The 26,251-nt window shown below is 64.9% G+C and carries 22 protein-coding genes; 13 read left to right on the top strand and 9 right to left on the bottom strand.

What is annotated here, in order from left to right; genetic code table 11:
* Positions 1–7 precede the first annotated feature (7 nt).
* The 3 genes from ESZ60_RS14900 to ESZ60_RS14890 all read left to right on the top strand — a co-directional run bounded on the left by ESZ60_RS14900 (position 8) and on the right by ESZ60_RS14890 (position 7,849).
* The gene (locus ESZ60_RS14900; RefSeq protein WP_134681524.1) at positions 8–1,195 is read left to right on the top strand and encodes an acetyl-CoA C-acyltransferase; all 1,188 of its coding nucleotides are present in this window, start codon (positions 8–10) and stop codon (positions 1,193–1,195) included.
* A gap of 122 nt (positions 1,196–1,317) precedes the next feature.
* On the top strand, positions 1,318–7,122 hold the full coding sequence (locus tag ESZ60_RS14895) for a DUF3320 domain-containing protein (RefSeq protein ID WP_134681523.1): 5,805 nt from the start codon (positions 1,318–1,320) through the stop codon (positions 7,120–7,122).
* 73 nt (positions 7,123–7,195) lie between these two features.
* A complete protein-coding gene (locus tag ESZ60_RS14890; protein ID WP_134681522.1) occupies positions 7,196–7,849 on the top strand; it encodes an RraA family protein in 654 nt (217 codons plus the stop codon).
* Positions 7,850–7,860: 11 nt separating this feature from the next.
* Here ESZ60_RS14890 and ESZ60_RS14885 read toward each other — a convergent pair whose 3' ends face one another.
* The 4 genes from ESZ60_RS14885 to ESZ60_RS14870 all read right to left on the bottom strand — a co-directional run bounded on the left by ESZ60_RS14885 (position 7,861) and on the right by ESZ60_RS14870 (position 11,484).
* Entirely contained in the window at positions 7,861–8,787 is a 927-nt protein-coding gene (locus ESZ60_RS14885) for an asparaginase (protein WP_209021312.1), read from the bottom strand.
* A 96-nt stretch (positions 8,788–8,883) separates the two neighbouring features.
* A complete protein-coding gene (gene pcaF, locus ESZ60_RS14880; protein ID WP_134681521.1) occupies positions 8,884–10,083 on the bottom strand; it encodes a 3-oxoadipyl-CoA thiolase in 1,200 nt (399 codons plus the stop codon).
* Position 10,084: 1 nt separating this feature from the next.
* Positions 10,085–10,753 (bottom strand): 3-oxoacid CoA-transferase subunit B, encoded by a 669-nt coding sequence (locus ESZ60_RS14875; RefSeq protein ID WP_134681520.1) that lies wholly within the window; start codon positions 10,751–10,753, stop codon positions 10,085–10,087.
* Positions 10,750–11,484: a 3-oxoacid CoA-transferase subunit A gene (locus tag ESZ60_RS14870; RefSeq protein ID WP_134681519.1), complete on the bottom strand. Its 735-nt coding sequence runs from the start codon at positions 11,482–11,484 to the stop codon at positions 10,750–10,752. Before ESZ60_RS14870 ends, ESZ60_RS14875 begins: the two co-directional genes overlap by 4 nt.
* Before the next feature lie 121 nt (positions 11,485–11,605).
* Here ESZ60_RS14870 and ESZ60_RS14865 point away from each other — a divergent pair, with 121 nt between their 5' ends.
* The gene (locus tag ESZ60_RS14865) at positions 11,606–12,367 is read left to right on the top strand and encodes an IclR family transcriptional regulator (protein WP_134681518.1); all 762 of its coding nucleotides are present in this window, start codon (positions 11,606–11,608) and stop codon (positions 12,365–12,367) included.
* On the opposite strand, the gene ESZ60_RS14860 is transcribed toward ESZ60_RS14865, so the two are convergent.
* Complete coding sequence (locus ESZ60_RS14860; RefSeq protein ID WP_209021311.1) at positions 12,364–15,264, bottom strand: PAS domain-containing protein; 2,901 nt, start codon at positions 15,262–15,264, stop codon at positions 12,364–12,366. The genes ESZ60_RS14865 and ESZ60_RS14860 overlap by 4 nt on opposite strands.
* A 199-nt stretch (positions 15,265–15,463) precedes the next feature.
* Here ESZ60_RS14860 and ESZ60_RS14855 point away from each other — a divergent pair, with 199 nt between their 5' ends.
* Positions 15,464–15,643, top strand: coding sequence for a hypothetical protein (locus ESZ60_RS14855; protein WP_134681516.1), 180 nt, complete (start codon positions 15,464–15,466; stop codon positions 15,641–15,643).
* Positions 15,644–15,659: 16 nt separating this feature from the next.
* Here the strand turns inward: ESZ60_RS14855 and ESZ60_RS14850 are convergent, their stop codons facing one another.
* Positions 15,660–16,016 carry a hypothetical protein gene (locus ESZ60_RS14850; RefSeq protein WP_134681515.1) on the bottom strand — a complete coding sequence of 119 codons (357 nt, stop codon included), beginning with the start codon at positions 16,014–16,016 and terminating at the stop codon, positions 15,660–15,662.
* Positions 16,017–16,108: 92 nt separating this feature from the next.
* Between ESZ60_RS14850 and ESZ60_RS14845 the strand changes: the two genes are divergently transcribed.
* Complete coding sequence (locus tag ESZ60_RS14845) at positions 16,109–17,038, top strand: LysR family transcriptional regulator (RefSeq protein WP_167620173.1); 930 nt, start codon at positions 16,109–16,111, stop codon at positions 17,036–17,038.
* On the opposite strand, the gene ESZ60_RS14840 is transcribed toward ESZ60_RS14845, so the two are convergent.
* The 3 genes from ESZ60_RS14840 to ESZ60_RS14830 are packed head-to-tail and all read right to left on the bottom strand — an operon-like array spanning position 17,035 to position 19,911.
* Entirely contained in the window at positions 17,035–18,354 is a 1,320-nt protein-coding gene (locus ESZ60_RS14840; RefSeq protein WP_134681513.1) for a TRAP transporter large permease, read from the bottom strand. The two genes, ESZ60_RS14845 and ESZ60_RS14840, sit on opposite strands and share 4 nt — an antisense overlap.
* Complete coding sequence (locus ESZ60_RS14835) at positions 18,351–18,869, bottom strand: TRAP transporter small permease (protein ID WP_134681512.1); 519 nt, start codon at positions 18,867–18,869, stop codon at positions 18,351–18,353. The genes ESZ60_RS14840 and ESZ60_RS14835 overlap by 4 nt, the downstream gene beginning before the upstream one ends.
* A 16-nt stretch (positions 18,870–18,885) precedes the next feature.
* Complete coding sequence (locus ESZ60_RS14830; protein ID WP_134681511.1) at positions 18,886–19,911, bottom strand: TRAP transporter substrate-binding protein; 1,026 nt, start codon at positions 19,909–19,911, stop codon at positions 18,886–18,888.
* A gap of 250 nt (positions 19,912–20,161) precedes the next feature.
* Between ESZ60_RS14830 and pcaQ the strand changes: the two genes are divergently transcribed.
* The 7 genes from pcaQ (at position 20,162) to ESZ60_RS14795 (ending at position 26,167) form a co-directional block, all read left to right on the top strand.
* A complete protein-coding gene (gene pcaQ, locus ESZ60_RS14825; protein ID WP_134681510.1) occupies positions 20,162–21,148 on the top strand; it encodes a pca operon transcription factor PcaQ in 987 nt (328 codons plus the stop codon).
* A gap of 57 nt (positions 21,149–21,205) precedes the next feature.
* Positions 21,206–21,577 (top strand): hypothetical protein, encoded by a 372-nt coding sequence (locus ESZ60_RS21310; RefSeq protein WP_245155712.1) that lies wholly within the window; start codon positions 21,206–21,208, stop codon positions 21,575–21,577.
* Positions 21,578–21,684: 107 nt separating this feature from the next.
* Entirely contained in the window at positions 21,685–22,842 is a 1,158-nt protein-coding gene (locus ESZ60_RS14815; protein WP_134681509.1) for an ABC transporter substrate-binding protein, read from the top strand.
* A gap of 19 nt (positions 22,843–22,861) precedes the next feature.
* Positions 22,862–23,785, top strand: coding sequence for a branched-chain amino acid ABC transporter permease (locus tag ESZ60_RS14810; protein WP_134681508.1), 924 nt, complete (start codon positions 22,862–22,864; stop codon positions 23,783–23,785).
* A complete protein-coding gene (locus ESZ60_RS14805; RefSeq protein WP_245155711.1) occupies positions 23,782–24,729 on the top strand; it encodes a branched-chain amino acid ABC transporter permease in 948 nt (315 codons plus the stop codon). The genes ESZ60_RS14810 and ESZ60_RS14805 overlap by 4 nt, the downstream gene beginning before the upstream one ends.
* Positions 24,726–25,499 carry an ABC transporter ATP-binding protein gene (locus ESZ60_RS14800; RefSeq protein ID WP_134681506.1) on the top strand — a complete coding sequence of 258 codons (774 nt, stop codon included), beginning with the start codon at positions 24,726–24,728 and terminating at the stop codon, positions 25,497–25,499. The genes ESZ60_RS14805 and ESZ60_RS14800 overlap by 4 nt, the downstream gene beginning before the upstream one ends.
* Complete coding sequence (locus ESZ60_RS14795; protein ID WP_134681505.1) at positions 25,478–26,167, top strand: ABC transporter ATP-binding protein; 690 nt, start codon at positions 25,478–25,480, stop codon at positions 26,165–26,167. Before ESZ60_RS14800 ends, ESZ60_RS14795 begins: the two co-directional genes overlap by 22 nt.
* The last annotated feature ends 84 nt before the right edge of the window (positions 26,168–26,251 follow it).

Raw genomic sequence — 26,251 nt, 5'->3', positions numbered from 1 at the left:
AGGCAGCATGAACCACGATCCGATCGTCATTGTCGGGGCGTCGCGCACGCCCATGGGCGGCTTTCAGGGCGCGCTTGCCGATGCCCCGGCGGCGACGCTGGGTTCGGCGGCCATTGGCGGGGCGCTGACGGATGCGGGCCTCGCCCCGGATGCCGTTCAGGAAGTCGTCATGGGGTGCGTCCTTCCTGCGGGGCAGGGGCAGGCTCCGGCCCGTCAGGCGGGGCTTGGCGCAGGTCTGCCGCTGGGGGCCGGAGCCACCACGGTCAACAAGATGTGCGGCTCGGGCATGAAGGCGGCGATGCTGGCGCATGACATGATCCTGGCCGGCTCGGCCGATCTGATCGTCGCGGGCGGCATGGAAAGCATGTCCAACGCCCCCTATCTGCTGCCCAAGGCACGCGGTGGCTATCGCATGGGGCATGGGCAGGTCCTGGATCACATGTTCCTCGACGGGCTCGAGGATGCATATGACAAGGGCCGCCTGATGGGCACATTTGCCGAGGATTGCGCCGAGGCCTATCAGTTCACCCGCCGGGAACAGGACGATTTTGCAATCACCTCGCTGACCCGCGCACAGCAGGCGATCGCCGCTGGTCGCTTCGCCGCCGAGATCACCCCGGTCACGATCCATTCGCGCAAGGGCGATCTGATGGTCGATACGGATGAGCAACCCGGCAAGGCCCGGCTCGACAAGATCGCCGAGTTGAAGCCCGCCTTTCGCAAGGATGGCACGGTCACTGCAGCGAACAGCTCCTCGATTTCGGACGGGGCCGCCGCGCTGGTGATGATGCGGGCATCCGAGGCGGAACGGCGCGGTCTTGTGCCCCGGGCGCGCATTCTGGGCCATGCCACCCATGCGGACCGGCCAAGCCTGTTCCCCACGGCCCCGATCGGCGCGATGCGAAAACTCTCCGAGCGGACCGGTCTGGCTCTGCGGGCTTTCGACCTTTTCGAGATCAATGAGGCATTTGCCGTGGTCGCCATGGCGGCGATGCGGGATCTGGGCCTGTCCCATGAGATCGTGAACATCCATGGCGGGGCCTGCGCGCTCGGCCATCCGATCGGGGCTTCGGGCGCGCGGGTGATCGTGACCTTGCTGGCCGCGCTGCAGTCGCATGACCTGCGCAGGGGCATGGCCGCGCTCTGCATCGGCGGCGGCGAGGCCACCGCCATTGCCATTGAACGCATGGGCTGAAAACGGCCGGGCATGGGGTTCGCCGCCCGGGAATTGGAACATGGCGCGAACATTTGTTGTGCATGCCTGCAACAGGCATTATCAACAATATATGCAATCCAGAGACTTCCCGACTGAACCTCATGCAAGATGATCTTCCGCTTCCTCCGTCCGAGGAAAATGCCGCCCCGGCCACCCCGGCCACCCCGGGCGTCACGCCGCAGCCCCCGCTGGCCCTGACCGTCGATCTGCGCAGCAAGATCAACTTTGCCTCATCCCAGAACGGCGTGTCCGTGCTTCTCAGGCTGGTTGTCGCAAACCCCGCCCCGACAGCCGCGCGCGATGTTGTCCTGAGCCTGCGGGCCTCCCCCCCGGTCCTGCGCGAGCGGCAGTGGCGGATCGACCATATCGCCCCGGGGGGCGAGATCGAACTGACCGATCTGGATACCCCGCTCGATCCTGCGATCCTTGCCGGGCTGGACGAAGCCGAGATCGGCCAGCTTGACTTTCGCCTCGACGTCGCGGGCGAAGAGAATATCCGCGAAACCCACCCCATCGAACTGCTCGCGCGTGACGAATGGGGCGGTCTGGCCGAGATGGAGAATATCCTCGCAGCCTTCGTCTCGCCCAACCATCCCCAGGTCGCGCGCCTGCTGAAAGAGGCGGCGCGCCTGCTTGAGGCGGCGGGTCATTCCGGGTCCATCGACGGTTATCAGAGCGGCGATCCGCAACGGGTCTGGATGCTGGCGGGCGCGATCTGGTCCGCGGCGACGGGCCTGGGGCTGAGCTATGCCGTGCCACCCGCCTCGTTCGAAAGCGCGGGGCAGAAGATCCGCGACCCCGAACGCATCGTAGCCGAGGGGCTGGCAACCTGCCTCGACACTTCGCTTCTTCTCGCCGCAGCATTCGAGGCGGCGGGGCTGCATACGGCGGTGCTTTTCGCGCAGGGCCATGCCTGGCCCGGCTTTTGGCTGGTGCGCAAGGATTTCGGCCAGTTGATCGAGCCGGATGTGGTTGCATTGCGCAAGACAGCCGTGTCGCGCGAATTCATGCCGCTGGAAAGCACGCTTCTGACCCGCCGCCCCAGCGTGGGTTTCGAAGAGGCGGTCTCGGCCGGACGGGACCGCTTGTCCGAGGCGCATGAGACCGAGTTCCTGCAAGCCATCGACATCAACCGCGCCCGCGCCGCGCGGATCAGGCCGCTTGCCAGCCATCGCGAATTGCCCGCGGGGACCGAGCCCGAAGCCGCCGCACCGGCCGCCCTGCCGCGTCCGTTGGATCTGGGACATCTGCCCGCCGAAGAGATCGACGAGGCACCCACGACCGCCCTGGGCCGGATCGAACGCTGGCAGCGCAAGCTGCTGGACCTGTCTCTGGGCAACAAGCTGCTGAACTTCCGCGAGACCCGGCTCAGCGTTCCGCTGCTTTGCCCCGATCTTTCCGCGCTCGAGGACAGCTTGGCGCAGGGCAAGCAGTTCCGGCTGCTTGCGCTCTTGGACGAAAACGCCGTGTCCGGGCGCGATCTTGCCGCCGAGGAACTGCGCCGCGTCGAAAACGAACTGGCACGTGACGCGCTCGGCAAGGGGCAGATTGCCGTTCCTCTTGCGGGCAAGGACCTGACTGTTCGCCTGACAGAGCTTTACCGCAAGGCGAAAAGCGATGTGCAAGAAGGGGGCACGAATACGCTGTTCCTCGCCATCGGTTTCCTGCGCTGGAAGCGCAATGCCGCGGAACAGCGCCATTACCGCGCCCCGCTCTTGCTGATGCCGGTCCGGCTCGAGCGGCGCTCGGCCCAGTCGGAATACCGTCTCGCCCAGATCGAGGACGACATCCGCATCAACGCGACGCTGCTGGAGATGCTCAAGCGGGATTTCGAACTGCGTATCCCGGAACTCGAGGACGAACTGCCGCGCGACGATAGCGGGCTGGACCTCGCGCGGATCTTCGGGACCCTGCGCCAGCGGATCCGGGACGTGGCCGGGTTCGAACTGGTCGAGGAATGCGCCATCGCGACATTCTCTTTCGCCAAATACCTGATGTGGAAGGATCTCGTGGATCGCGCCGAGCAGCTTCGCGAAAGCCCGCTGGTCCGCCACCTGCTGGACAGCCCGGCGGAATGCTTCGCGGGCGCGCTGTCGCCCATGCCCCGGCCGGACCAGATCGACGTGACCCATCAGCCGTGCGACCTGCTCACGCCGATGCCTGCGGACAGTTCGCAGCTGGCCGCCGTGGTCGCTGCCGCAGAGGGGCGGGATTTCGTCCTGATCGGGCCTCCGGGGACCGGCAAAAGCCAGACCATCGCCAATATCATCGCCGATCAGATCGGCCGCGGCCGCACGGTCCTGTTCGTCGCCGAGAAATCCGCGGCCCTGGACGTGGTCCAGCGTCGGCTCGAGCGGCAGGGTCTGGGCGCGGCGGTGCTGGAACTGCATTCCAACAAGGCCGACCGCCGCGTCGTCCTGAATCAGCTTGGCCGCTCATGGGACCGCGCCACCGCGCATGGCGACCGGGATTGGGTGCAGGTGACCGACGAACTGCGCCTGACCCGGAACCAGCTCAACTCCTATGTCGCGGCGCTGCATCAGCCGGGAAGCCAGGGCTTCAGCGTTTTTCAGGCGATCGGACGCGTCGCTTCCGAGGCGCAGGCACCATTCGCGCTGGCCTTCGCGCACAAGGACTGCCACGACGCCGCGAGTTTCACCCGGCTATGCCAGCTCGCGCGGGAATTGGGGCAGCGCCATGACGTCATCGCGGATCTTGACCCCAATGGGCCTCTGGCCCTGATCGCGCCGGGTGAATGGTCCTTTGGCTGGCAGGATGGCCTGCTGGCGGCCACGCATCGGCTGCGCAAGGCGTTGCTTGAGGTCGAAGAGGCGCGGGCGGAACTGGCCCTTGGCTTGGGTCATGCCGCGCCGATCAGTGAAGCCTCGGACCTGGCCAGGGCGATTGACGCCCTGCCGGCGGCGCGTTTGGGACAGCCCGCAGTGGCCTGCGCGGCCTTGGCGGGATTGAAGGATCTGCGCGCGGCGCTCGGCGATCTGCCGGGGTTGCTGGCGGAAATCGGGCAGGCGCGCGGGCAGCTTGCGGCGCAATATCCCGATGACGCCATCGCCTCGATGCCGCTGGATCCCCTCGAGATGCAATGGCGCGAGGCACAGACGAAGTTCTGGCCGCTGGGGGCATTGGCCCAGTCCCGCCTGCGCAAGCTCTTGCAGACCTATGCAAAGGGGGGCAACGCTGACCCGGCGACGGATCTCGCCGCGCTGCGCCGCCTTCGTGCGCTGCTCGCACGGCTTGCGGCCTCTCCGCTTCGGGTGCTTGCGGAATTTTCCGCAGAGGCAAGCGACCCGGCGCGCATCCGCATGGTTCTTGATGCGGCCGAGGCCTTTCTCGCCACCGAATCCGCGCTTGTGCGCGCCGGTCTCGCGGCCGCGACCCCCGCCGTCATGCGCGAGATGCTGGCCCAGGCCGAGGGCGGAGATCTCGCGCCGCGACTGCAACGTCTTCAAGCCGCGCTGGCGGCATTGGGCGCGGCGCGGCTCGATTTTGCCGATGCCGGGGGATGTGACCTGCCGGGCTCTGGGAATTTGCTGGGGCGGCTTCGGGCGCTGGACGATCTGCGCCCGCGTTTCCCGGATTGGATGAAATGGCTGGCCTCGCGCGAAAAGGCCATGGCTGCGGGACTGGCTCCGCTGGTCGAGATGCTGGAAAAGGGCGAGGGGGACATCGACGCAGGCGCGGCCTTTGAGCGCGCCTATATGGCGTGGTGGCTCAGGCTCGCCATGGACGCCTCGCCCGACCTGCGCGGCTTTGCCCACTGGGAACACGATGCGCTGATCCGCCGCTTCCGGGAATTGGATCAGGCGATGACCGCGCTTGCGCCTGCCGAGGTGATGCGCCGTCTGGGCAATGATCTGCCCGCCCGCGACGCCGTGCCGCGCAATTCCGAACTCGGCGTGCTGCGGTATCAGCTTGGTCTGCAACGCCCCTCGGTGACCATTCGCAACCTGATCGGGCAGATGAAATCCAGCTTTCCGCAGCTTGCGCCCTGCGTGCTGATGTCGCCGCTTTCGGTGGCGCAATATCTACCGCCGGGACAGGGGCAGTTCGATCTGGTGATCTTTGACGAGGCCTCGCAGATTTCGACCTGGGATGCGATCGGGGCGATTGCGCGGGGGCGGCAGGCCATCATCGTCGGCGATCCGAAGCAACTGCCGCCGACCAATTTTTTCGGCCGCAGCGAAGATGACGAGGCTGATGCGGAACTGCCGGTTTTCGAAAAGGACATGCCCTCGATCCTCGACGAGGTCTGCGCGGCCGGCATCCCGACCCATCGCCTGAATTGGCATTACCGCAGCCGGGACGAGGCCCTGATCGCCTTTTCAAACCACAATTACTACGGCGGGGGGCTGGTGACATTTCCCACACCCGATGCCACGACCCAGGCCCTGAGCCTGCATCGCGTCGCCGGAGTCTATGGCAGAGGGCAGGGCCGCACCAACCCCGAAGAAGCCCGTGCCGTGGTGCGGATGATCCGCGCCCGGCTGGGGGAATGGATCAATCTGCCGGAAGCGGATCGCCCGACATTGGGCGTCATCACCTTCAACAGCCAGCAACAGAGCCTGATCCTTGATCTGCTCGATGCCGAGCGCAAGCAGGCGCCCGAACTGGAATGGTTCTTTTCGGACGATCGTGAAGAACCGCTGATCGTGAAGAACCTCGAGAACATCCAGGGCGACGAACGCGATGTCATGCTGTTTTCGGTGACTTTCGGCCCGGATCCGGCGGGCAAGCTTTCCATGAGCTTCGGCGCGCTGAACAATGACGGCGGCGAGAAACGCCTGAATGTCGCGGTCACGCGTGCGCGGGCGGAGCTGCATGTCTTTGCCTCGATCACCGCCGACAGGATCGACCTCAGCCGGACGCGGGCGCGGGGCGTGCGCGATCTCAGGGCGTTTCTGGATTATGCCGAGCGCGGCGCCATCGCGCTGTCGGCCCAGGACAGCGGATCTCTGGGCGGCGTGGACTCTCCCTTCGAGGCCGCGGTGCGCGACGCGCTCGAGCGCCGGGGATGGGAGATCCACAGCCAGATCGGTGTCTCGGGTTTCCGGATCGATCTGGGCGTGCGCCATCCCGATCTGCCGGGGGTCTGGCTTGCGGGTGTCGAATGCGATGGCGCCACCTATCACCGCGCCGCCACCGCCCGCGACCGCGACCGTGTCCGGCAGGCGGTGCTGGAACATCTGGGCTGGCGGATTCTGCGGATCTGGTCCACCGACTGGTTCCGCAATTCCCCCGAGGTAATCGGCCGCATAGATGCGGAACTGCGCGAGGCGCTGGAGGCGGATCGCAAGCGCCGTCTTGAACGGGACGAGGCGCTCCGCCTTGCCGCCGAGGCCGCCGAGGAGGCGCTGGAAACATCGGATCAGGCCGAGGCGGAACCCACGCCAGAGGACGCGGCGGCTGATGCGCCGCGAACCGACTTCGATCCCGAGAAGTTCTTTTCGGCGGCTTACAGGCCCGAACTTGCGGCGCGCGTCTTGGCCATTGTCGCGGAATCGGGACCCGTGACCGAGGCCGCTCTTGCACGGATGGTAGCGCAGCAGCATGGCTGGCAGCGCACCGGCACGCGCATACAGGCGCGGGTGGCCGAGTTTCATCCCATGTTCGACATTGCCGATGAAGCTGGGACAGCATTCCTTTGGCCCAAGGATGCGATGCAGGCGCGCTGGCCCTTCCGCGGCCTGGCGGGTCGTCCGCTGCGCGAAATCTCTCGCGCCGAGATCGCCTGGCTCGAGGACCAGCATGAGGCAAGGATCGCCTCGGCACCCGACCCGGTTCTGGAACTCTCCCGTCTCATGGGCGTGGTGCGCCTGTCGCAGGACGGCCGGGCCTATCTCGAGGCCTGCCGGTCCTGGCGGCTGGACGTACCGCTCGCGGCGGAATAGCTGGAAAGGGACTTCACCTTCGCGGCGGCTGGGGGCAATCTCGGGCCCTCAGCATTTGACGAGGAAACCAGCGATGTCCGATTTGCCCCAGCCCGCGCCGATCCCGGCAATCGATCCTGCCCTGCTCGGCCGCTGGCGGCGTGTTCCCGTCGCGGTGCTGGTCGATCTTGCACCGGAATGCCAGATCGACATCGCGATCCGCCCGCTGCGCCCGGCGGGACTGCAGCCTGCCCTGTTCGGCCGCGCGGTCACGGCGCGCTGCGACGTGCCCGATTTCGGCGCGGTCTTGCGCGCGATTGCCCTGATCGAGCCCGGCGACGTCCTGATGATCGACGCCGGGGCCTCGGCCGCATGGGCCGTGATCGGCGAGATCCTGGGCGGTCACCTGCATCGCATCGGTGCCAGCGGCATCGTGTGCGACGGCGCGGTCCGCGACAGCGCCGCCCTGGCGGGATTGGCGGATTTCCCGGTCTATGCGCGCCATGTCAATCCTCTGGGACCCGTCGGCGCACAGGGAAAGCAGGTGAACCAGCGGGTCACCATCGGCGGCTGCCAGATCGCGGCCGGAGATCTCGTGCTGGGCGATGCCGATGGCCTGGCCGCGCTTTCTCCCGCGCGGGCCGCCGAGCTGATCGACCTGGCCGAGGCCAAGCTGGCGCTGGAAGCAGAATGGATCAGCCGCCTTGGGGCCGATGAGCCGATCGAACGGGTCTTTGGGCTGCGCTGAGCGTCGCGGGATCAGGAAAACGCTCGGGCGATCTGGTCGCGGGAACAGCCATTTGCCAGCAGCAGGGCAAGCAGGATCCGGGCTTGACCGGGGCGAAGCCAGGTCGAATGGATTGCGCCCGCCCGCATCAGATCATGCCCGCCGCCGCCGCCGCCATAGGCCGGCGCAAGCCGCCCCTCGGGGACACGGCTGCTGGTGACGACCGGAATGCCTGCCGCGACCGCCTTGGCGACGGCTTCGGCAATGGTGGGCGTGGCATTGCCCGAACCAAGCGCCACCAGAATGATCCCCGCGGCCTCTGCCTCGATGCTGGCCAGCAGATGCAGCGCATCCGCGCCGGGATGCAGTGCCACCAAGTCGATGCGCCGATCGCCGACAGGGGCGGGCAAAGGCGGCAGGTCCCCGGCCTCGGACTGGGTCGCGCGGCGAAAGGCGTCGGCCTGATCCGAGGCCGCCTTGTAAAGCCCCCAGGCCGGAAGCCGCCGGCCGCCAAAGGCAAGCTGCACCCCTTTCGGCCCCAGCGCCTCGCGGATCGCATCGGCCAGATTCCCCGGCCCGTCGGGCGCATCGCTATCGGCCGAGAATTGCGCTCCGGTAAAGATCACCGGCTTTTCCGGTGCCAGCTGCAGCTGGACGAGCAGCGCGCTTTCCTCCATCGCATCGGTTCCGTGAAGGACAACGACCCCTGCGACATGGGGATCGGCCAGTTCCGCTGCGACGGCATCGCTGATCCGTTGCATGTCCCTCAGCGTCAGGCAGGATGAATCCATCGCCAGCAGTTCGACCGCGCGCAGATGGACGGGCAGGGGCGGCAGGATGTCCAAGAGATCCTGTCCTGTCAGGCTGGGACTGGCCGCCCCCGCCGCGTCCTTGCGGCTGGCGATGGTTCCTCCGGTGGCAATCACCGAGATCAGCGGCAGGTTCTGGGGGCTGGTCAAGGGGGTCTCCTTTTCATCACGAGACCCAGTTTACGCCATGGCCGACCGGATGGACATGGTGGTCCCGGGGGCCCGTCACGGCCCCCGGCAGGTCTGTCAGACGCGTTCGAGCGTGATCGCGATGCCTTGGCCGACGCCGATGCACATGGTCGATAGCGAGCGCTTGGCACCGTTCAACTGCATCTCCAGCGCCGCCGTCCCGGTGATGCGTGCGCCGGACATGCCCAAGGGATGCCCCAGAGCGATGGCCCCGCCATTGCGGTTCACGCGCGCGTCGTCATCGGCAATGCCGAGTTGGCGCAAAGTGGCGAGGCCCTGCGAGGCAAAGGCCTCGTTCAACTCGATCACGTCGAAATCGGACTGCGTCAGCCCCAGCCGCGCCATCAGCTTTTGCGAGGCGGGGGCGGGGCCGATCCCCATGATGCGGGGCGGCACGCCCGCCGTCGCGCCGCCCAGCACGCGGGCAATCGGGGTCAGGCCATATTTCTTCGCCGCCGCTTCGCTGGCAAGGATCAGCGCCGCCGCCCCGTCATTGACGCCCGAGGCATTCCCGGCCGTGACCGAGCCACCCTCGAAGAGCGGCTTCAGCTTGGCCAAGGCCTCGACCGAGGTCGCGCGGGGATGTTCGTCGCGGGTGATGGTCAGCGGATCGCCCTTGCGCTGCGGGATGGTCACCGGGGTGATCTCCTGCGCCAGACGCCCATTCTCCTGCGCCGCAGCAGCCTTGGCCTGAGAGGCCAGCGCCATCGCATCCTGATCCTCGCGCGAGATGCCGAAATCATCCGCGACGTTCTGCCCGGTCTGCGGCATGGAATCGACGCCGTACTGCTTTTTCATCAACGGGTTGATGAAGCGCCAGCCGATGGTCGTGTCATGGATCTCGGCATGGCGAGAAAAGGCCGTCTCGGCCTTGGGCATGACGAAGGGCGCGCGCGACATGGACTCGACGCCGCCCGCGATCATCAGCTCGGCCTCGCCCGCCTTGATGGCACGGGCGGCGGCGATAATCGCATCCATGCCCGAGCCGCAGAGGCGGTTGATCGTCGTCCCCGAGACCTCGATCGGCAGGCCCGCCAGCAGCGCCGACATGCGGGCGACATTGCGGTTGTCCTCGCCTGCCTGATTGGCGCAGCCATAGATCACGTCATCGACGGCGGCCCAATCGACGCCTGCATTGCGCTCCATCAAGGCGCGCAGCGGGACCGCGCCCAGATCATCGGCCCGGACGGCGGACAGCGCGCCGCCGAAGCGGCCGATGGGGGTGCGGATATAGTCGCAGATATAGACTTCGGTCATCTCAAAGCTCCGGCACGGTCAGGTCGGCCACGTCGCCGTCCCGATGCAGGGTCGCGCCCGTCAGGGATTGCAATTCGTCGAAGGACATCGAGGCGAGCTTTTCGCGCAGGACGAAATGGCCGTCCTGAATGTCCACCACCGCCAGCGAGGTATAGACCCGCGTCACGCAGCCGACGCCGGTCAGTGGCAGCGAGCATTGCTGCACCAGCTTCGGCTTGCCGTCCTTGGTGACGTGATCTGTGATGACGGCCACGCGTTTTGCGCCATGGACCAGATCCATCGCGCCGCCGACCGCCGGAACGCCCTTGGGGCCGGTAGACCAGTTCGCGAGATCTCCGTTTTCGGCGACCTCATAAGCACCAAGGATCGCGACATCCAGATGCCCGCCGCGCACCATGGCAAAGCTGTCGGCATGGTGGAAAAAGGCGGTGCCGGGCTTGATCGTCACGGCCTTCTTGCCCGCGTTGATCAGGTCCCAGTCTTCGGTGCCGGGGGCAGGGGCCTCGCCAAAGCCGAGGATGCCATTCTCGGTGTGGAAGATCGCCTGACGGCCCGGAGGCTGGAATTTTGCCACCATCTCGGGGAAGCCGATGCCGAGGTTCACATAGGCCCCATCGGTGATGTCCTGCGCCGCGCGCCAAGCGATCTGGGTCGAGGAAAGCTTGGTCATGCTGCGACCTCCGGATAGGCGGCATTGGCGCGGTTCAGGTCTTCTTCCTGCGCGGGATTCGACACCTCGACGAGGCCCTGCACGAAGATGCCGGGGGTGACGACGGTTTCCGGATCAATCGCGCCCGGCTCGACCAATTCGCTGACCTGCACGATGGCGGTCTGTGCGGCCATGCACATCAAGGGGCCAAAGTTCCGCGCGGCCATGCGGTAGGTCAGGTTGCCAAGCTTGTCGCCCTGATCGGCCTTGACCAGCGCATAATCGGCCTTGAGCCAGCGTTCCTGCACATAGGCGCGACCCTCGAATTCCTCGACGGGTTTGCCCTTGGCGAGGTCGGTGCCGTAGCTCGTCGGCGTGTAGAAGGCCGGGATGCCCGCGCCGCCGGCGCGGATGCGCTCGGCCAAGGTGCCCTGCGGGACCAGTTCCAATTCGATTTTTCCGGCAAGGTAAAGCTCGGTGAAGACGCGCGGATCGGCCGAGCGCGGGAAGGAACAGATCAGCTTCGCGACCATGCCCTGCTCGATCAGCGCGGCCAGACCGACATGGCCATTGCCCGCGTTGTTGTTCACGACCGTCAGGTTCTTCGGGTGGCCGGTCGCGAGATAGCGGTCGATCAGGGCGTGGATCAGTTCGATCGGCGCGCCCGAGCCGCCGAAGCCGCCGATCATCACCGTCATTCCGTCTTCGATCCCCGCCACGGCGGCGGCAAGATCGGGAAGCGTCTTGTCCATTCTTCCTCCTCTGCGGACGGGCCGCATGTTTGCAGGCTTGACCTACACAAAAGGCGGGACTTCCGTCCATGCGGTTTGTGCGATATGATGCATTTGTTCACATATCGCACGAAGGCCCGGCATGAGTATCAATGAACGCGACATCATGGGCGGCCTCGCCAAGGGGCTTTCGGTGATCGAGACCTTCACCGCCGAGCATCCGCGCCAATCCATCGCCGAGGTCTCGGCGGCATCGGGACTGGACCGGGCGACGGCGCGGCGCTGCCTGCTGACGCTCGCGCATCACGGCTATGCCGATTACGACGGCAAGTTCTTTACCCTGACCCCACGCATCCTGCGGCTCGGCACCGCCTGCCTCGCCACCATGCCGCTGCCGCAGATCGTGCAACCCAATCTCGACCGCCTGTCGGAAGAGATCGCGGAAAGCTCGTCGGTTTCGGTGCTGGACGGGGTCGAGATCGTCTATGTCGCCCGCGCGGCGCAGCGCCGGGTGATGTCCATCGCTCTAATGCCCGGCTCGCGCCTGCCAGCCTATTGCACCTCGATGGGGCGGGTGATGCTGGCGGCGCTGAACCCGGCCGAATTGAGCGCATTTCTGGCGCAGGCACCTTTCGCGCAGCGAACGCCCTATACGCGATTCACGGCGGAAAGCCTGATCGATGAACTCGCCCGCGTCCGGCGCGACGGATTTGCCATCATCGACCAGGAAGTAGAGATCGGTCTGCGGTCGATCGCCGTTCCCTTGCTGAATTCGCGCGGCCTCGTGGTCGCCGCGCTGAATGTCGGCCTTGCCGCAGCCCATGCCACGCCGCAGGAGTTGCAGAACCGTTTTCTGCCGCAACTCCTGCGGATGCAGTCCGAGATCCGCGGCCTGCTGCGCTAGCTCGGGCGGCGTGCGACGGCGGCGGCGATGGCCTGACGGATCTGGACCTCGGCATAGGGCTTGGTCAGCAGCACCGCGCGCTCTGGAGATCCCTCGGGCAGGCGGCTCTGTCCGGTGGCGAAGATCAGGGCCAGATCGGGCCGCGCCTGCAAGGCCTGCCAGGCCAGAATGTCGCCTGAGGTGTCCGGCAGGCCCAGATCGGTCAGCAGGAGGTCGAAATCCCCGCTCGCCAAGGCATCCAGCGCCTGTTTGGCATTGGCCGCCTGACTGACGCTGTGGCCCAGGTCCTCGAGCGTCATCGCGGTATCTGCGCGGATCAGAAAATCGTCTTCTGCAAGCAGGATGTTCAGGGATCTGCGGCTGCTCGGGCTCTCCGGCCGGGCATTGATGACCTGCCGCAGTCGGCGGGCCAGGGTCTCGCGGGAATAGGGCTTGGCCAGCAAGGTTACGTCCGGATCAAGCTTGCCGTCATGGACCATGGAATCCTCGACATAGCCCGAGGTGTAGAGCACGGCGATGTCGGGCAGGATCTCGCGCGCGCGGCTGACCATCTGGCGGCTGGTCATGGCGCCGGGCATCACAACATCGGTAAAGATCACGTCGATCGGCGTGCCGCTCTCGACAATGGCAAGACCCGCTTCGGGATCCTTGGCGGTCAAAAGCCGATAGCCAAGCCCCGAGAGCAGATCGACGACGGTCCGGCGCACGGCTTCGTCATCCTCGACGACGAGGATGGTTTCCGTGCCGTTTTCGATCAGGCCGCTGCCAAGGGTCGTATCGGCCTCGGCCTCGCCCATTGCCCGGGGCAGGAAGACCCGGACCACGGTGCCCGATCCTTGCGTGCTTTCGATCGCGACATGGCCGCCCGACTGCCGGACAAAGCCATAGACCATCGACAGGCCAAGGCCGCTGCCCTTGCCCTCGGGCTTGGTCGAAAAGAAGGGCTCGAAGACCTTTTCGAGGATTTCGGGCGACATGCCCGAGCCGGTATCGGAGATCGCGAGCATGACATATTCGCCCGCGACCATTTCCGGATCATCCCCCGTCTCGTCAAGTTCGATCCGGGTATTCGCAAGGGTGATGGTCAGTCGGCCGGCCCCCGACATGGCGTCACGGGCGTTGATGGCAAGATTGAGCAGGACGTTTTCCACCTGGGCCGGATCGGCGCAGCTGTTCCACAGATCGTCCGGCTGCTCCAGCGCGATCTCGATCATCTCGCCCAGCGAATGCCGCAAGAGGTCATCCATCCCGGCAATCAGCCGGCCGATATTGATGACACGCGGCTCCAGCGCCTGCCGCCGGCCAAAAGCCAGAAGCTGGCTGGCGAGCTTCGCGCCGCGCTGAACGCCGGCAAGCGCATGCGTCACCCTTTCGCTGGCGCGGGCATTGCCCGCGACATCCTCGGCCAGCAGGTGAAGATTGCCCGATACGACTTGCAGCAAATTGTTGAAATCATGCGCCACGCCACCGGTCAGCTGGCCGATCGATTCCATCTTTTGCGCCTGATGCAGCGCATTCTCGGCGCGGTGGCGGCGGGCGACCTCGGCCTCGACCCGGCTTTCCAGACCCTCGTTCATCTGTCGCAACTGCTCTTCGGCGGCTTCGCGCTGCCGGACCTGCCGTTCCAGATCCTGGGCGCGCTCGCGCAGGAGCGCCTCGGCCTTTCGCTGCTCGGTAATGTCGGTATGGACGCCGACCCATTCCCGGACCTGCCCCCGCTCGTCAAAGCTGGGCACGGCGCGGATCGCAAAATTGCGCCATTCCCCATCGCGTCGGCGAATGCGATGTTCGTTGATATAGGTGTTTCCGGTTGCGACCGACGCCCGCCAGGTTTCTAGAGACAGCGCACGGTCCTCGGGATGAATGGCGTCGAGCCAACCGGTCCCCCCGAATTCTTCGGGCTGCTGGCCTGTCAGCCCGGTCCAGCCAAGCTGTTCGCCCCGCATCACGCCGTCGGGATCGGTGGTCCACAAGACGCCATGAACTGCGCCGACCGCCGCGGCAAAGCGCTGGTTGCTTTCGCGCAGGGCGCGTTCGGTGCGCATGCGGTCCTCGATATCGACCATCAGGACAAAGATGCCGCTGACCTCTTTGTCCGGCCCAAGGCGCGGGATGTAGCGCACTTCGAATGTGCGCGTCTCGCCGCTGGGGAGCCTGATCGCGGCATCGAAGATCTGCGTCTCGCCGGAAAGCGCGCGTTTGAGGATCGTGGCCCGCGCTCGGAAATATTCCTCGCCGACGATGTCGCGCTTGTGGCGGCCGATGACCTGATCGGGACGGACGCCGAACACGTCCAGATAGCGCTCATTGGCGAGGCGGTAGGTCAGGCTCGAGTCGAAGAACCCAATCAGGGCGGGCACGGAATCCGTCAGGATCTGCAACTCGGCCTGGCTTTCGGCCAGATCCCGGCGGGCCGCGACGGCCTCGGTGATGTCGAGGACGGTGCAAAGCACCCCATCGACCCGCAGGCCGTCGGTACTGTGGATCGGCGTATAGAACAGGTCGAAGACCACGTCCTCGGCCCGACCGTGACGCATTAGCGTCATGGATTGTTCGCGGAAGGATTGAACCTCGCCCTTGAACCCCTCGATCAGGATGCGTTGGTTCCAGTCCCAGATCTCGGGCCAGATCTCATCGACCCGGCCGCCCAGAGCACGGGGATGATTGCTGCCGGCAATGTCGATATAGCCGTCATTATAGATCATCACATGATCCGGTCCCCACATCAGGACCTGAGGAATCGGGGAATTGACAAGCGAGTTGACCTTGACCCGAAGGTTCTGGGGCCAATCCTCGATCGGACCCAAGGAGGTCTCGGACCAGTCCAGACGGCGGATCAGATCCCCCGCGACGCCTCCCCCGATTGGCCATGTCGACGGGGCGTTTCGATAGTTCAAGATTGATCCTCATGCGATGCGAAAACGGATTTGGGCCACATTATGAGGGATCTGGGCGAATGCCAATATTTCCCTGAATCATGGGCCAACACAGAAAATTCAATGGCAGCGAGGGAACAAAATTGCGCCTTGCCAATTGACCGGATGACTGCCTAAGACAGCATTCCCGTTCCTGAGCGACCTTGATGAGCCAGAACCCATGCCGGAGATTTCGATCATGCCCGCCGTGATCCTTGGCGTGGTCGTGGCCCTGTCCGCCTCGGCCATAGGAATGGCCTGCGGGATGAGCTTTGGCCACGCCCTTGCACTTTACAGTTTCGTAGGGATCGGGACGCTTCTCCTTTCGGCGCTTTGGCTCTACCTCCGGCCGCAGCATTGATCCCCCGCCAGGATGATCAGCTGGCTTTGCCGACAGGCCGGAACGGCGCAGGCTCGCTCTTCACTGTAATATTCTCGCCATTTCGGGCAAAGCTGTAGAGCTCGGCCGGATGGTGCGGCAGGGCAAAGCGGACAGCATCGCCGTCATTCATCTGCATCATGATCTGGTGGCGCTCGCCCGGCGCGGCCTTGTCGGCATAAACGGCAACGACATGGAACGCCTGGCTGTCATCGGTCAGATAATAGACCGACATATCGGCCGCTTCGCCCTGAAGGGTAGCCCCATGCATCGGGGCCGCGAGCGTGACCTCCGCCGCCGAGGCGGCAAAGGGGGCGAGCGAGGCGGCCAAAGTCAGGGCCAGGATCTTATTCATCTGATTTCTCCATCTGTCGAACTGTCTCTGGACAGATGGAGCGGGCGCGGCCATGCTGCAAATCGATCACAGGAATAGCTGCCATAAGCCTGATGGATTTCCACGGCAAGGATCTGGGTCTGCTGGTGTCGCTGGACGTGCTGCTAAGCGAGCGCAGCGTGACAGCGGCTGCAAGGCGGTTGGGCATCAGCCAACCCGCAATGTCTGCGCAGCTTGCCCGGCTGCGGACCATGTTCGGCGATGAGCTTCTGGTCGGCCATTCCCACGGCATGGTTCCGACCAGCCGGGCGGCGGCCATTCATCCCGCTCTGAACGCGGCGATCGCGGATCTGCGCGCACTGGTCGCTGCGGCCCCCGGCTTTGACCCGGCGAATGACCACCGCCATATCCGGATCGCCTGTTCCGATCTGGCGCATTTCCTGCTCTTGCCGCGGATCATGCCGGTCCTTGCGGCGAAAGCCCCCGGCATCACGGTCGAGGCGTTGCCGCCCACGATCCTGCGGCTGGCCGAGGGGATGGAGCGGGGCGAAATCGATTTCGCCCTGACCGGGGCGGATCGCGCGCCGCAGAGCTTTCCCGCGCGCCATCTTCTGGACGAAACTTTCCAGGTCATCTGGCGGCCGGGGCATCCGCTGATTTCCGGGCCTCCGAACCTGGACCAATTCTGCGCCAGCCGCCACGCTGTCGCTGTGATCGAGGATGGCAGTATCCTGGACGGCGTCACCCAGGCGCTGCGCCAATTGGGGCGCAGCCGGGACGTCGCGGTCAGCGTGCCGAATTTCCTGCTTTTGCCGTCGATCGTGCGGGCGACCGATCTTGTTTCCGTGGTTCCGAGCCTGCTGGCCCGCGCGCCCGAACCGGCGGTCGAGGCGACGGTCGAGGCGGGCGAGCTTCCTTTCGAACTGCCCGGCCTCTCGATCTATCTGAGTTGGCATCGCCGGCATCATCAGGACCCGGCGAGCCAATGGTTCAGGCAACTCGTGGCGGAAATCGCGGCCGAAATTCAGGCCGCGCGGAACTAGCCCAGCAGATTGACCAGAGCCAGGCTGACCACCGGGAAAGCGATCAGCAGCAAGATCCGGACGATATCAGAAATCAGGAAGGGCAAGACGCCGCGGAAGCTTTCGATCATCGGAACATCCTTTGCCATCCCGTTGATCACAAAGACATTCATTCCGACCGGAGGGGTGATCAGCCCGACTTCGACCACCACCACGGCAAGGATGCCGAACCAGATCAGCGTGGATTCCCGGTCCATGCCGAAATCGAGCCCGCCGATGATCGGATAGAAGATCGGAATGGTCAGCAAGAGCATCGACATCGAATCCATGACGCAGCCAAGCGCCAGGTAAAGGAGCAGGATCGCGCCCAGCACCAGCATCGGAGACAGCCCCGCATTCTGGATCGCCTGCGCCGCCAGCATGGGCGTCTGGGTCTGTGCGAGGAAGGCGTTGAACATCTCGGCCCCCAGCATGATCAGAAAGATCATGGCCGAGGTCTGAGCCGTGCCGCGCAGGCAGGCCATCAGCCCCGAGAGACGCATGCCGCCATGAAAGATCGCCAGCACGCCCGCTCCGAACGCGCCCACCGCGGCGGCCTCGGTCGGGGTGAACCAGCCGCGATACATGCCGATGATGACAAGGGCAAAGATCAGGATGATCGACCAGGTTTCGCGCAGCGCGGCGAGGCGTTCGCTCCAAGGCAGGCGGGGGCCGGCGGGACCCTCCTCGGGCCGAAGGCGGACATAGATGGCCACGGCGATCATGTAGCCGATCGCGGCCAGCACGCCGGGGACCATCGCGGCCACGAACATCTTGGCGATGCTCTGTTCGGCCATCAGCGCGTAAAGCACGAGGATGACCGAGGGTGGGATCAGGATGCCCAATGTCCCGCCTGCGGCCAAGGCCCCGGTCGAGAGCGCGCCGGAATAGTTGTAGCGGCGCATCTCGGGCAGGGCGACCTGGCCCATCGTGGCCGCGGTCGCAAGCGAGCTGCCGCAGATCGCGCCAAAGGCGGCACATCCTCCGATGGAGGCCATTGCCAGCCCGCCCTTGCGATGGCCCAGAAAGGCGGCCGCTGTGCGGTAGAGCGCGCTGCTCATGCCAGCCTTGGTCGCGAACTCGCCCATCAGCACGAAAAGCGGGATGACCGAAAGCGAATAGGTCGAGAATTGGTAATAGGTCGAGGTCTTCAGAAACGCCAGAAGCGGCATTGCCCCGGTATAAAGCGCATAGCCCCCGATCCCCACGGACAGCATTGCGACGCCAATCGGGATGCGCAGCGCCATGAGGCCCAGCAGCACCGCAAAGCCGGTCAGCCCGGCCGTGATCCCCGTCATGCCCGTGCCCCTTTCAGATGGCCGGCCAATGTGGCTGTGCAACTGGCGACCAGCAACGCCATGGCGGGCAGAATGATGACAAAGCTGGTCCAGATCGGCAGCCGCAGCACCATGGTCTGTTCGCCATATTGCCGCATCTCGGCCGCGCCGTGGAACAGCCGCCAGAGCAGAAGCGCGGCGATCAGCAGGTAAAGCAGATCCCCGATTGCCTCGAGCAGATGATTGACGCGCGAACTCGTCTTTTGTGTAAAGAAATCAACCAGCACATTGCCACCATTGATCTGGCACCAAGGCAGGAAGCAGAAGATCGCGATCGCGCTGCCCACCTCGACCAGCTCGAAATCTCCTGGGATCGGACGCCCGGTCACGCCGCGCAGCAGGATGCTGGTCACGGTCATCACCATCATCGCAAGCAAAGTCACGCCCCCGATGCCGGCAAAAAGCCGGCAAAGGGCGGCAAGCCAGCCGGGCACGGCGACGGGATGCGCGTGTTCGGTCAGTTCTTCGGCTGACATGCCGCCCTCCGTCCCGTCACTTGCCCTGAGCCGCAGCCAGCATCGCGCGGGCGTCGTCCAGCATGGCCTGGCCGTCATGGCCGGCATCACTCATTGCCTTGACCCAGGCATCGGTCACCGGCTGGGTCGCCGTCTTCCATTCGGCGAGATCGGCCTCGGGGATCACGTTGATGGTGCCGCCCGCGTCGATCGCCTTCTGGCGCTCGGCGGCCTCGGCCTCGTCAAAGGCCTTGCCGGCGATCTCGGCCAGTGCCGCACCGGTCGTTTCGTCGATTACCTTCTTCAGATCCTCGGGCAGGCCGTCATATTTCGCCTGGTTCATCACCAGCGCCATGACCGAAGTCGAAAGCCCGCCATTCTCGGCACCAAATTCGGTGTGATCCTTGGTCACGCTTTCGATCCTCAGCGAGCCAAAGACCTCCCAGGGGATCACGGCGCCATTGATGACGCCCGTGGTCAGCGCCTGAGCGATCTCGGGAACGGGCATTCCGATCGGATTGGCGCCAAGCGCGCTAAGCCCGTCGGTCATGGTCCGCGAGGGGGTCCTGATCTTGAGGCCGCCGAGATCGGCCATTGCGGCAATCGGCTTGTCCTTGGTGTGGAACTTGTAGGCAGCCGGGGCATGGATCAGCAGAGGGCGGACCTCTTTCAGCTCATCGCCCATGTATTTCGCCTGATAATCCTGCAAGGCGGCCGTGGTTTCGCTGGCGCTTCCCGACAGGAAGGGCAGCTCGAACACTTCCGAAACCGGGAAACGGCCCGGCGTATAGCCCAGAAGCGTCCAGGACACATCGACGATCCCGTCGCGCGCCTGATCGAAAAGCTGCGGCGGCTTGCCGCCAAGCTGCATCGAGGGGAAGAGCTGGATGTCGATGCGCCCGCCGGATTTCTCCTCGACCATCTTTTCCCAAGGCTCAAGGACACCCTTGTGCATCGGCGCTTCGGCGGACAGGAAATGGTGAACGCGAAGCGTGACCTCCTGGGCCGTGGCGGCACCGGTGGCCGATAGAGCCGCGATCCCCGCCAGCAAAATCTTTCTCATGTGAATTCCTCCCTTACTGACCTTGTCTTGTGACGCCCGCCTATGGCCGGTCAAGGGCCGCTTGCAGGGCGATCATGGCAGATTGGCGAAGTGGGTCCACAGGCAGCCGCCCGCCGGGCGGGACGCGGCTCGCCAAAGACGATTGGCCGCAATTTCTGCATGTGTTTCCTCCTCAAGCGGGACCATCACATATGGTGCATGAAAAGTAAAATGCCCTATTCTTCTGTTTGATTATCAGAATTGGTATGAAATGGACCGACGCATCAAGTTCCGTCACCTCCAAGCGCTGGTCGAGATCGTCCGCCGGCGAAGTTTCAAACGCGCGGCCGAAGCCTTGCATGTCACGCAGCCCGCCATCTCACGCACGCTGTCGGAACTCGAAGAGATCGTCGGGGCGGAATTGCTGGTTCGCGGCAGGGGCGGGGTCACGCTGACACCTCAGGGCGAATTGTTCCAAAGCTTTGCCCAGGCCAGCCTGGGGGCGCTCGAACAGGGACTGTCGGGGCTGCGGGCGTTTGACCGCGCGAGCAGCGCGCCGTTTCGCATCGGAGCGCTTCCCTCGGTCGCCGCGCGACTGATGCCGCAGGTGGCGCAAGAAATCGCCGAGGCCGCGCCGGCGATGCGGCTCAATATTGTCGATGGTTCGCATCTGCATCTGACGCGGCTCTTGAACGATGGCGAACTGGACGTGGTGATCGGCCGTCTGGGCGAGCCCGAGACCATGCGCGGGCTAAGCTTTACCCAGCTTTACATGGAAGAGGTCGCGATCGTCGTGCGGCCCGGCCATCCGATTCTAGAACAACCTGAATTGCGCCGGATCTCGGAATGGCCGGTGATCTATCCGCCCTCATCGGCGGCGATCCGACCGGCTGTGCGCCGTTTGCTGATCGCCGAGGGCGTCGCGCTGCCGCATGACCGGATCGAAAGCGTCTCGGTTGGCTTTGGTCGGGCGCGGACCTGCGACAGTGACGCAATCTGGTTCATCTCGGCGGGGGTGGTGGCCCGCGAGGTGGCCGAGGGCCATCTGGTCCGCCTGCCGATCGACATGGCCGCAACGCGCGGCGCGGTCGGGTTGATGACGCGGGCGGGCGATCCCGAGACCAGCGCGCGGCGGCTCTTTGCCCAGACGCTCGAGCGCGTGATCCGGCGCATGGGTGAGGCGGGCGAGGTCTGGCCCGGCCTAGCGCCATTGCGCGGGATATCGCCGAGCGGAGTGACGAGGGATCCTGATCCGTAGCCCGGACGTTTAATGCAGGATTATAGTTCCCCTTCCCGTGATTGAAGGACCATGCTTATGCCCCGTCTTATGCCCTTTGCCACCGCCCTGATGCTGCCGGTGCTGGTCGCCGGCATCGCCTCTGCCGATCCGAAATGGGATAAAAAAGGCCATCACCGGGACCATGTCGCGGCGGGTTGCCCTCCTGGCCTGGCAAAGAAATCCCCGGCCTGCATCCCGCCGGGACAGGCCAAGAAATACGCCGGGCCGCGCGTCGGACAGCCGCTTCGGATCGGGGATTACGTGCTGATCCGCGATCCCCGGCAATATGATCTCGAACGGCGTTCGAACTGGTCCTACTACCGCGACGCCGACTCCATCTATCGGGTCGACAACCGCAGCCAAAAGCTGCTGGCGGTGATGGATCTGGTCCGGGCCTTTTCCAACTGACCTGACCGGATCTTGGGCGGGGAACGATTATCTCTTGCCAGATCGGGACTTACCCGGTGAAGTGCGGGGCGCGAATGATCGCGCCGCACCAGCCCTCAGGAGTTCCGATGCGTCCCTTGGCACTTGCTTCCGCCCTTCTGCTCTCGACGGCACCCTTTGCCGCCCATGCCGAGGAGGCGCTCAGGATCGGGGTGCTGGTCACGCTTTCAGGCCCGCCCGCTGTCTTGGGCGAGCATGCGCGCGACGGGGTGCTGCTGGCGGAAAAGGTGCTGGGCGGCAAGGTCGGGGGACGCGACGCCGAACTGATCGTGGTCGATGCCGAGGGCAAACCGGATATTGCCGCACAGAAGGCGCGGGAACTGGTCGAGAACCAGGGCGTCGATTTCGTCATCGGCCCGATCTTTTCAAATATCATGAATGCGATCGCGGCTCCGGTGACCTCGGGGGGCGCAATTCTTGTATCACCAAATGCAGGCCCATCGAATTTCGCCGGGGCGGATTGCAATCCCGATATCTTCGTCGTGTCCTATCAGAATGACCAGATGCCGCAGGCTTTGGCCGAGCATCTGAACCGGCAGAACGTGACCAGCGCCTATCTTCTCGCGCCCAATTACCAGGCGGGCAAGGACAGCCTCAACGGTTTCAAGTCGATCTACAAAGGCGAGGTTACGGGCGAACTTTTCGTGCCTTTGGGTCAGCTCGATTTTTCGGCCGAGCTGGCGCAGATCGCGGCGGCGCAGCCCGAGGCGGTCTATGCCTTCATGCCGGGCGGGATGGGGGTCAACCTGGTCAAGCAATGGGATCAGGCCGGTCTTTCTACAATCCCGCTCTTGTCGGCCTTTACCATAGACGAGACGACCTTACCCGCGCAGCAGGATGCCGCACTTGGCAAGATCACCGCATCGAACTGGGCACCAGATCTTGACACGCCCGGCAATGCGGATTTCGTCAAGGCCTATCGCGACGCCTATGGCCGCGCGCCCTCGCTTTATGCGGTGGGGGGCTATGACGCCCTGATGTTGATCGACAGCGCGGTCCGTCGATCCGGCACGGAGGATCGTGAGGCCCTGCGAGCCGCGTTGAAGGCGGCGGATTTTTCCAGTTTGCGCGGAGAGTTCTCTTTCTCGGCCAATCATTTCCCGATCCAGGATTTCTATCTGACCCAGGCCGTGAAAGCGCAGGACGGGACCTATCATACCGCGATGGTCGAAAAGGTCTTTGCTCAGGCGGCGGACAGCTATGTCGGCGCATGTCCGATGAAATGAGACGGCAGGCCGGAAACTGATGCTCAATCTTATCCTGTTGCAACTCATCAACGGTCTGCAATTCGGCATTCTGCTGTTTCTGGTTGCGGCAGGGCTGACGCTTGTTTTTGGCATCATGGACTTCATCAACCTCGCCCATGGGGTTCTTTACATGGTGGGGGGCTATGTCATGGCGGCCCTGTCCGCGGCGACGGGCAATTTCTGGCTGTCGCTCGTCCTTGTCCTGCCAGCCATGCTGGGCATCGGCCTGCTGCTCGAGGCTGCCGTGTTCCGAAAGCTGCATGACCGCCCCCATCTGGATCAGGTTCTGGCCACTTTCGGTCTGGTCCTCATCCTGTCGGAACTGGTCAAGCTGATTTGGGGCGCGGCGCCTCTGTCGGTGACCCTGCCCGAGGCCCTGGCCGGATCGGTCCCGCTGGTCGGGCCGCTGCGCTACCCGGTCTACCGCATCGCGGTGATCGCGGCGGGGCTCGCGATCGCGCTGATGCTCTGGTTCGTGATCGCCCGGACCCGGATCGGGATGCTGCTCAGGGCGGGGGCGGCCAATCCCGCGATGGTCTCGGCGCTGGGGGTCAATGTCAACCGCTTGTTCATGCTCGTCTTTGCCGTCGGAGCCATGCTTGCGGGCTTTGCGGGAGCCATCGTCGCGCCCATTCTCTCGGTCGATCCGGGCATGGGCGATTCCATCCTGATCCTCACATTCGTCGTGATCGTCATCGGTGGCGTGGGGTCGGTCCGGGGTGCCTTTGTAGCGGCGCTGTTGGTCGGGATCGTGGATACGATGGGCCGGATCTTTGGCCCGATCCTGTTGAAGCAATTGCTTGAGCCCGCCGCGGCGGCGCAGGCCGGACGGACCCTTGCACCCATGCTGGTCTATCTCTTGATGGCAGGGGTGCTGTTCTGGCGGCCAAGCGGATTGTTCGGTCGGAGCACGGGCGCGTGAGCATCGCGAAAGGGGCCGCGCCCCTCGTCATCCTTGGTTTGACCTTGCTGCCCCCTTTGGCCTCTGCCGCGGGCGATCCCTTCCTGACCGTCATCGCGACGCGGATGGTCATATTCGCTCTCGCGGCGCTGTCATTGGACCTGATCCTGGGATTTGGGGCGATGGTGTCCTTTGGTCATGCCGCCTATCTTGGCATAGGCGCCTATGCGGTGGCCGTGCTGGGCGGGATGGGCGTCACGGATCTTGGCCTGCAGATGCTCGCGGCGGCTCTGGCGGCCACGCTCTTCGCCCTTCCGACCGGTGCGATTTCCCTGCGCACACGCGGGGTCTATTTCATCATGATCACCCTCGCCTTCGGGCAGATGGCCTATTTCGTCTTCGTGTCCTTCTCGGCGCTCGGAGGCGATGACGGCATGGCGCTGAAGGGATATTCAACCCTGCTCGGCCTGCCCGTTCTGGCAAGTGGTACGGGACTTTTCTACGTCAGCCTTGCGCTGCTGACGCTTGCCCTGATCGGGCTGGATCGCATCACCCGGTCGCGTTTCGGCCGCGTGCTGCGCGGCTGCCGGGAAAACAGCCTGCGGATGCAGGCGGTGGGATTCCGTCCCTTTCCCTTCCAGTTGACGGCCTATGTCGTCGCGGCCGCGATCTGCTCGGTTGCGGGGGTGCTTTTGGCCAATCAGGCGCTTTTCGTCTCGCCGGCCTATATGAGCTGGCAGCGCTCGGGCGAGTTGATCGTGATGGTGGTTCTGGGCGGCGCGGGCAATCTGATCGGCGCGGTGCTGGGGGCCCTGGCCATTGTCGGGCTCGAGGAAGGGCTGGCCCGGTTTTCGCATCATTGGCGACTGGGCTTTGGCCTGATCCTCGTGCTGGTCGCGCTGTATTCACCGGGCGGGATCACCGGAATGATACGGCGCATCTTGCCGGCGGGACGGCCGGGATGAGCGCTCTTCTCACGATCAGCGGCCTGACCAAGTCCTTTGGTGGGCTAAGGGTGACCGATGACCTCTCGCTCTCGATCGAAGAATGCACCACACATGCGGTCATTGGTCCCAATGGGGCGGGCAAGACGACGCTGATCTCGCAGCTTTCCGGACAGCTCCGCCCGGATGCCGGGCAAATCATCTATGCCGACGAGGATATCACCCGGCTGGACATGGCAGGCAGGGTCCATCGGGGGCTGGCGCGCAGCTTTCAGATCACGACCTTGCTGCCGGGTTTCTCGGCCTTGGAAAATGTCGCTCTGGCGGTTCAGGCCCGGCGCGGTTCGTCCTTTCGCTTCTTCCGCGCGGCCCGCGCCGAGAAGGCGTTGAACGACGCGGCACTGGCCTGTCTCGAAGAGGTCGGACTTGCCGCGCAGGCCAATCGGCTTGCCTCCGAGTTGAGCCATGGCGAGAAGCGTCAACTCGAATTGGCCGTCGCCCTTGCCACAGGGCCGAGGTTGCTGTTGCTGGACGAGCCTCTGGCCGGAACGGGACATGACGAGGCCGAGGCCCTGATCGCCCTGCTTGGCCGGCTGAAATCCCGGCTGACCCTGGTCCTGATCGAACATGACATGGCCGCGGTCTTTGCTCTTGCCGATCAGGTATCGGTCCTGGTCAATGGCCGTCTGATCGCCAGCGGTCCACCCGCGAGGGTGCGCAGCGATCCCGCCGTGCGCGCTGCCTATCTGGGCGAAGAGGAGGCGGATCCGTGCTGCGCGTCGAGGGTCTGAAAGCTGGCTATGGCGACAGCCGCGTGCTGTTCGGGATCGACCTCGCGATCGACCGGGGCGAGGTCGTGACGCTCTTGGGCCGCAATGGCATGGGAAAGACCACCACGGTTCGGGCAATCTTTGGCCTGCTGCGGCCCAGTGCGGGACAGATCGCGATCGACGGGCGTGCCGTGACCGGCGCGCCGCCCCATGTGATCGCCCGCGCGGGGCTGGGTCTTGTTCCCGAAGGCAGGCAGGTCTTTGCGCCTCTGACGGTCGAGGAAAATCTGGTCGCGACCGCGCGGGGGCGCGGCGCATGGACGCTCGAGCGGATCTTTCGGTTTTTTCCCCGTCTCGCCGAGCGTCGCCGGAACATGGGCGACCAGCTTTCGGGTGGCGAGCAGCAGATGCTGGCGATCGGGCGCGCCTTGATGACCAATCCGGAACTGCTCGTGCTGGACGAGGCGACCGAGGGCCTCGCGCCACTCATCCGGGACGAGATCTGGACCTGCCTGCGTGAGCTTAAATCCGAAGGGGTGGCCATTCTGGTCATCGACAAGAATATCGACGCCCTGAGCAGGCTGGCCGACCGGCATGTCGTGATCCAGAAGGGCCGCGTGGTCTGGAGCGGAGAGAGCAGCGCGCTGACGGAAGATCCCGCCACCATAGCGCGTTTCCTGCATCTGTAAGACGGCATTGAACTTTCAACCCCTTACGGGCGAAACCCAAATTCGCTATGACCGACCGACCATCTGGAACAATCAAAGCCCGAG

Origin of the sequence: Paracoccus ravus (genome assembly GCF_004522175.1) — a bacterium.
GTDB lineage: Bacteria > Pseudomonadota > Alphaproteobacteria > Rhodobacterales > Rhodobacteraceae > Paracoccus > Paracoccus ravus.
The sequence above is the reverse complement of the archived record's forward strand: the minus strand, read 5'-3'. Positions and strand labels throughout refer to the sequence as shown.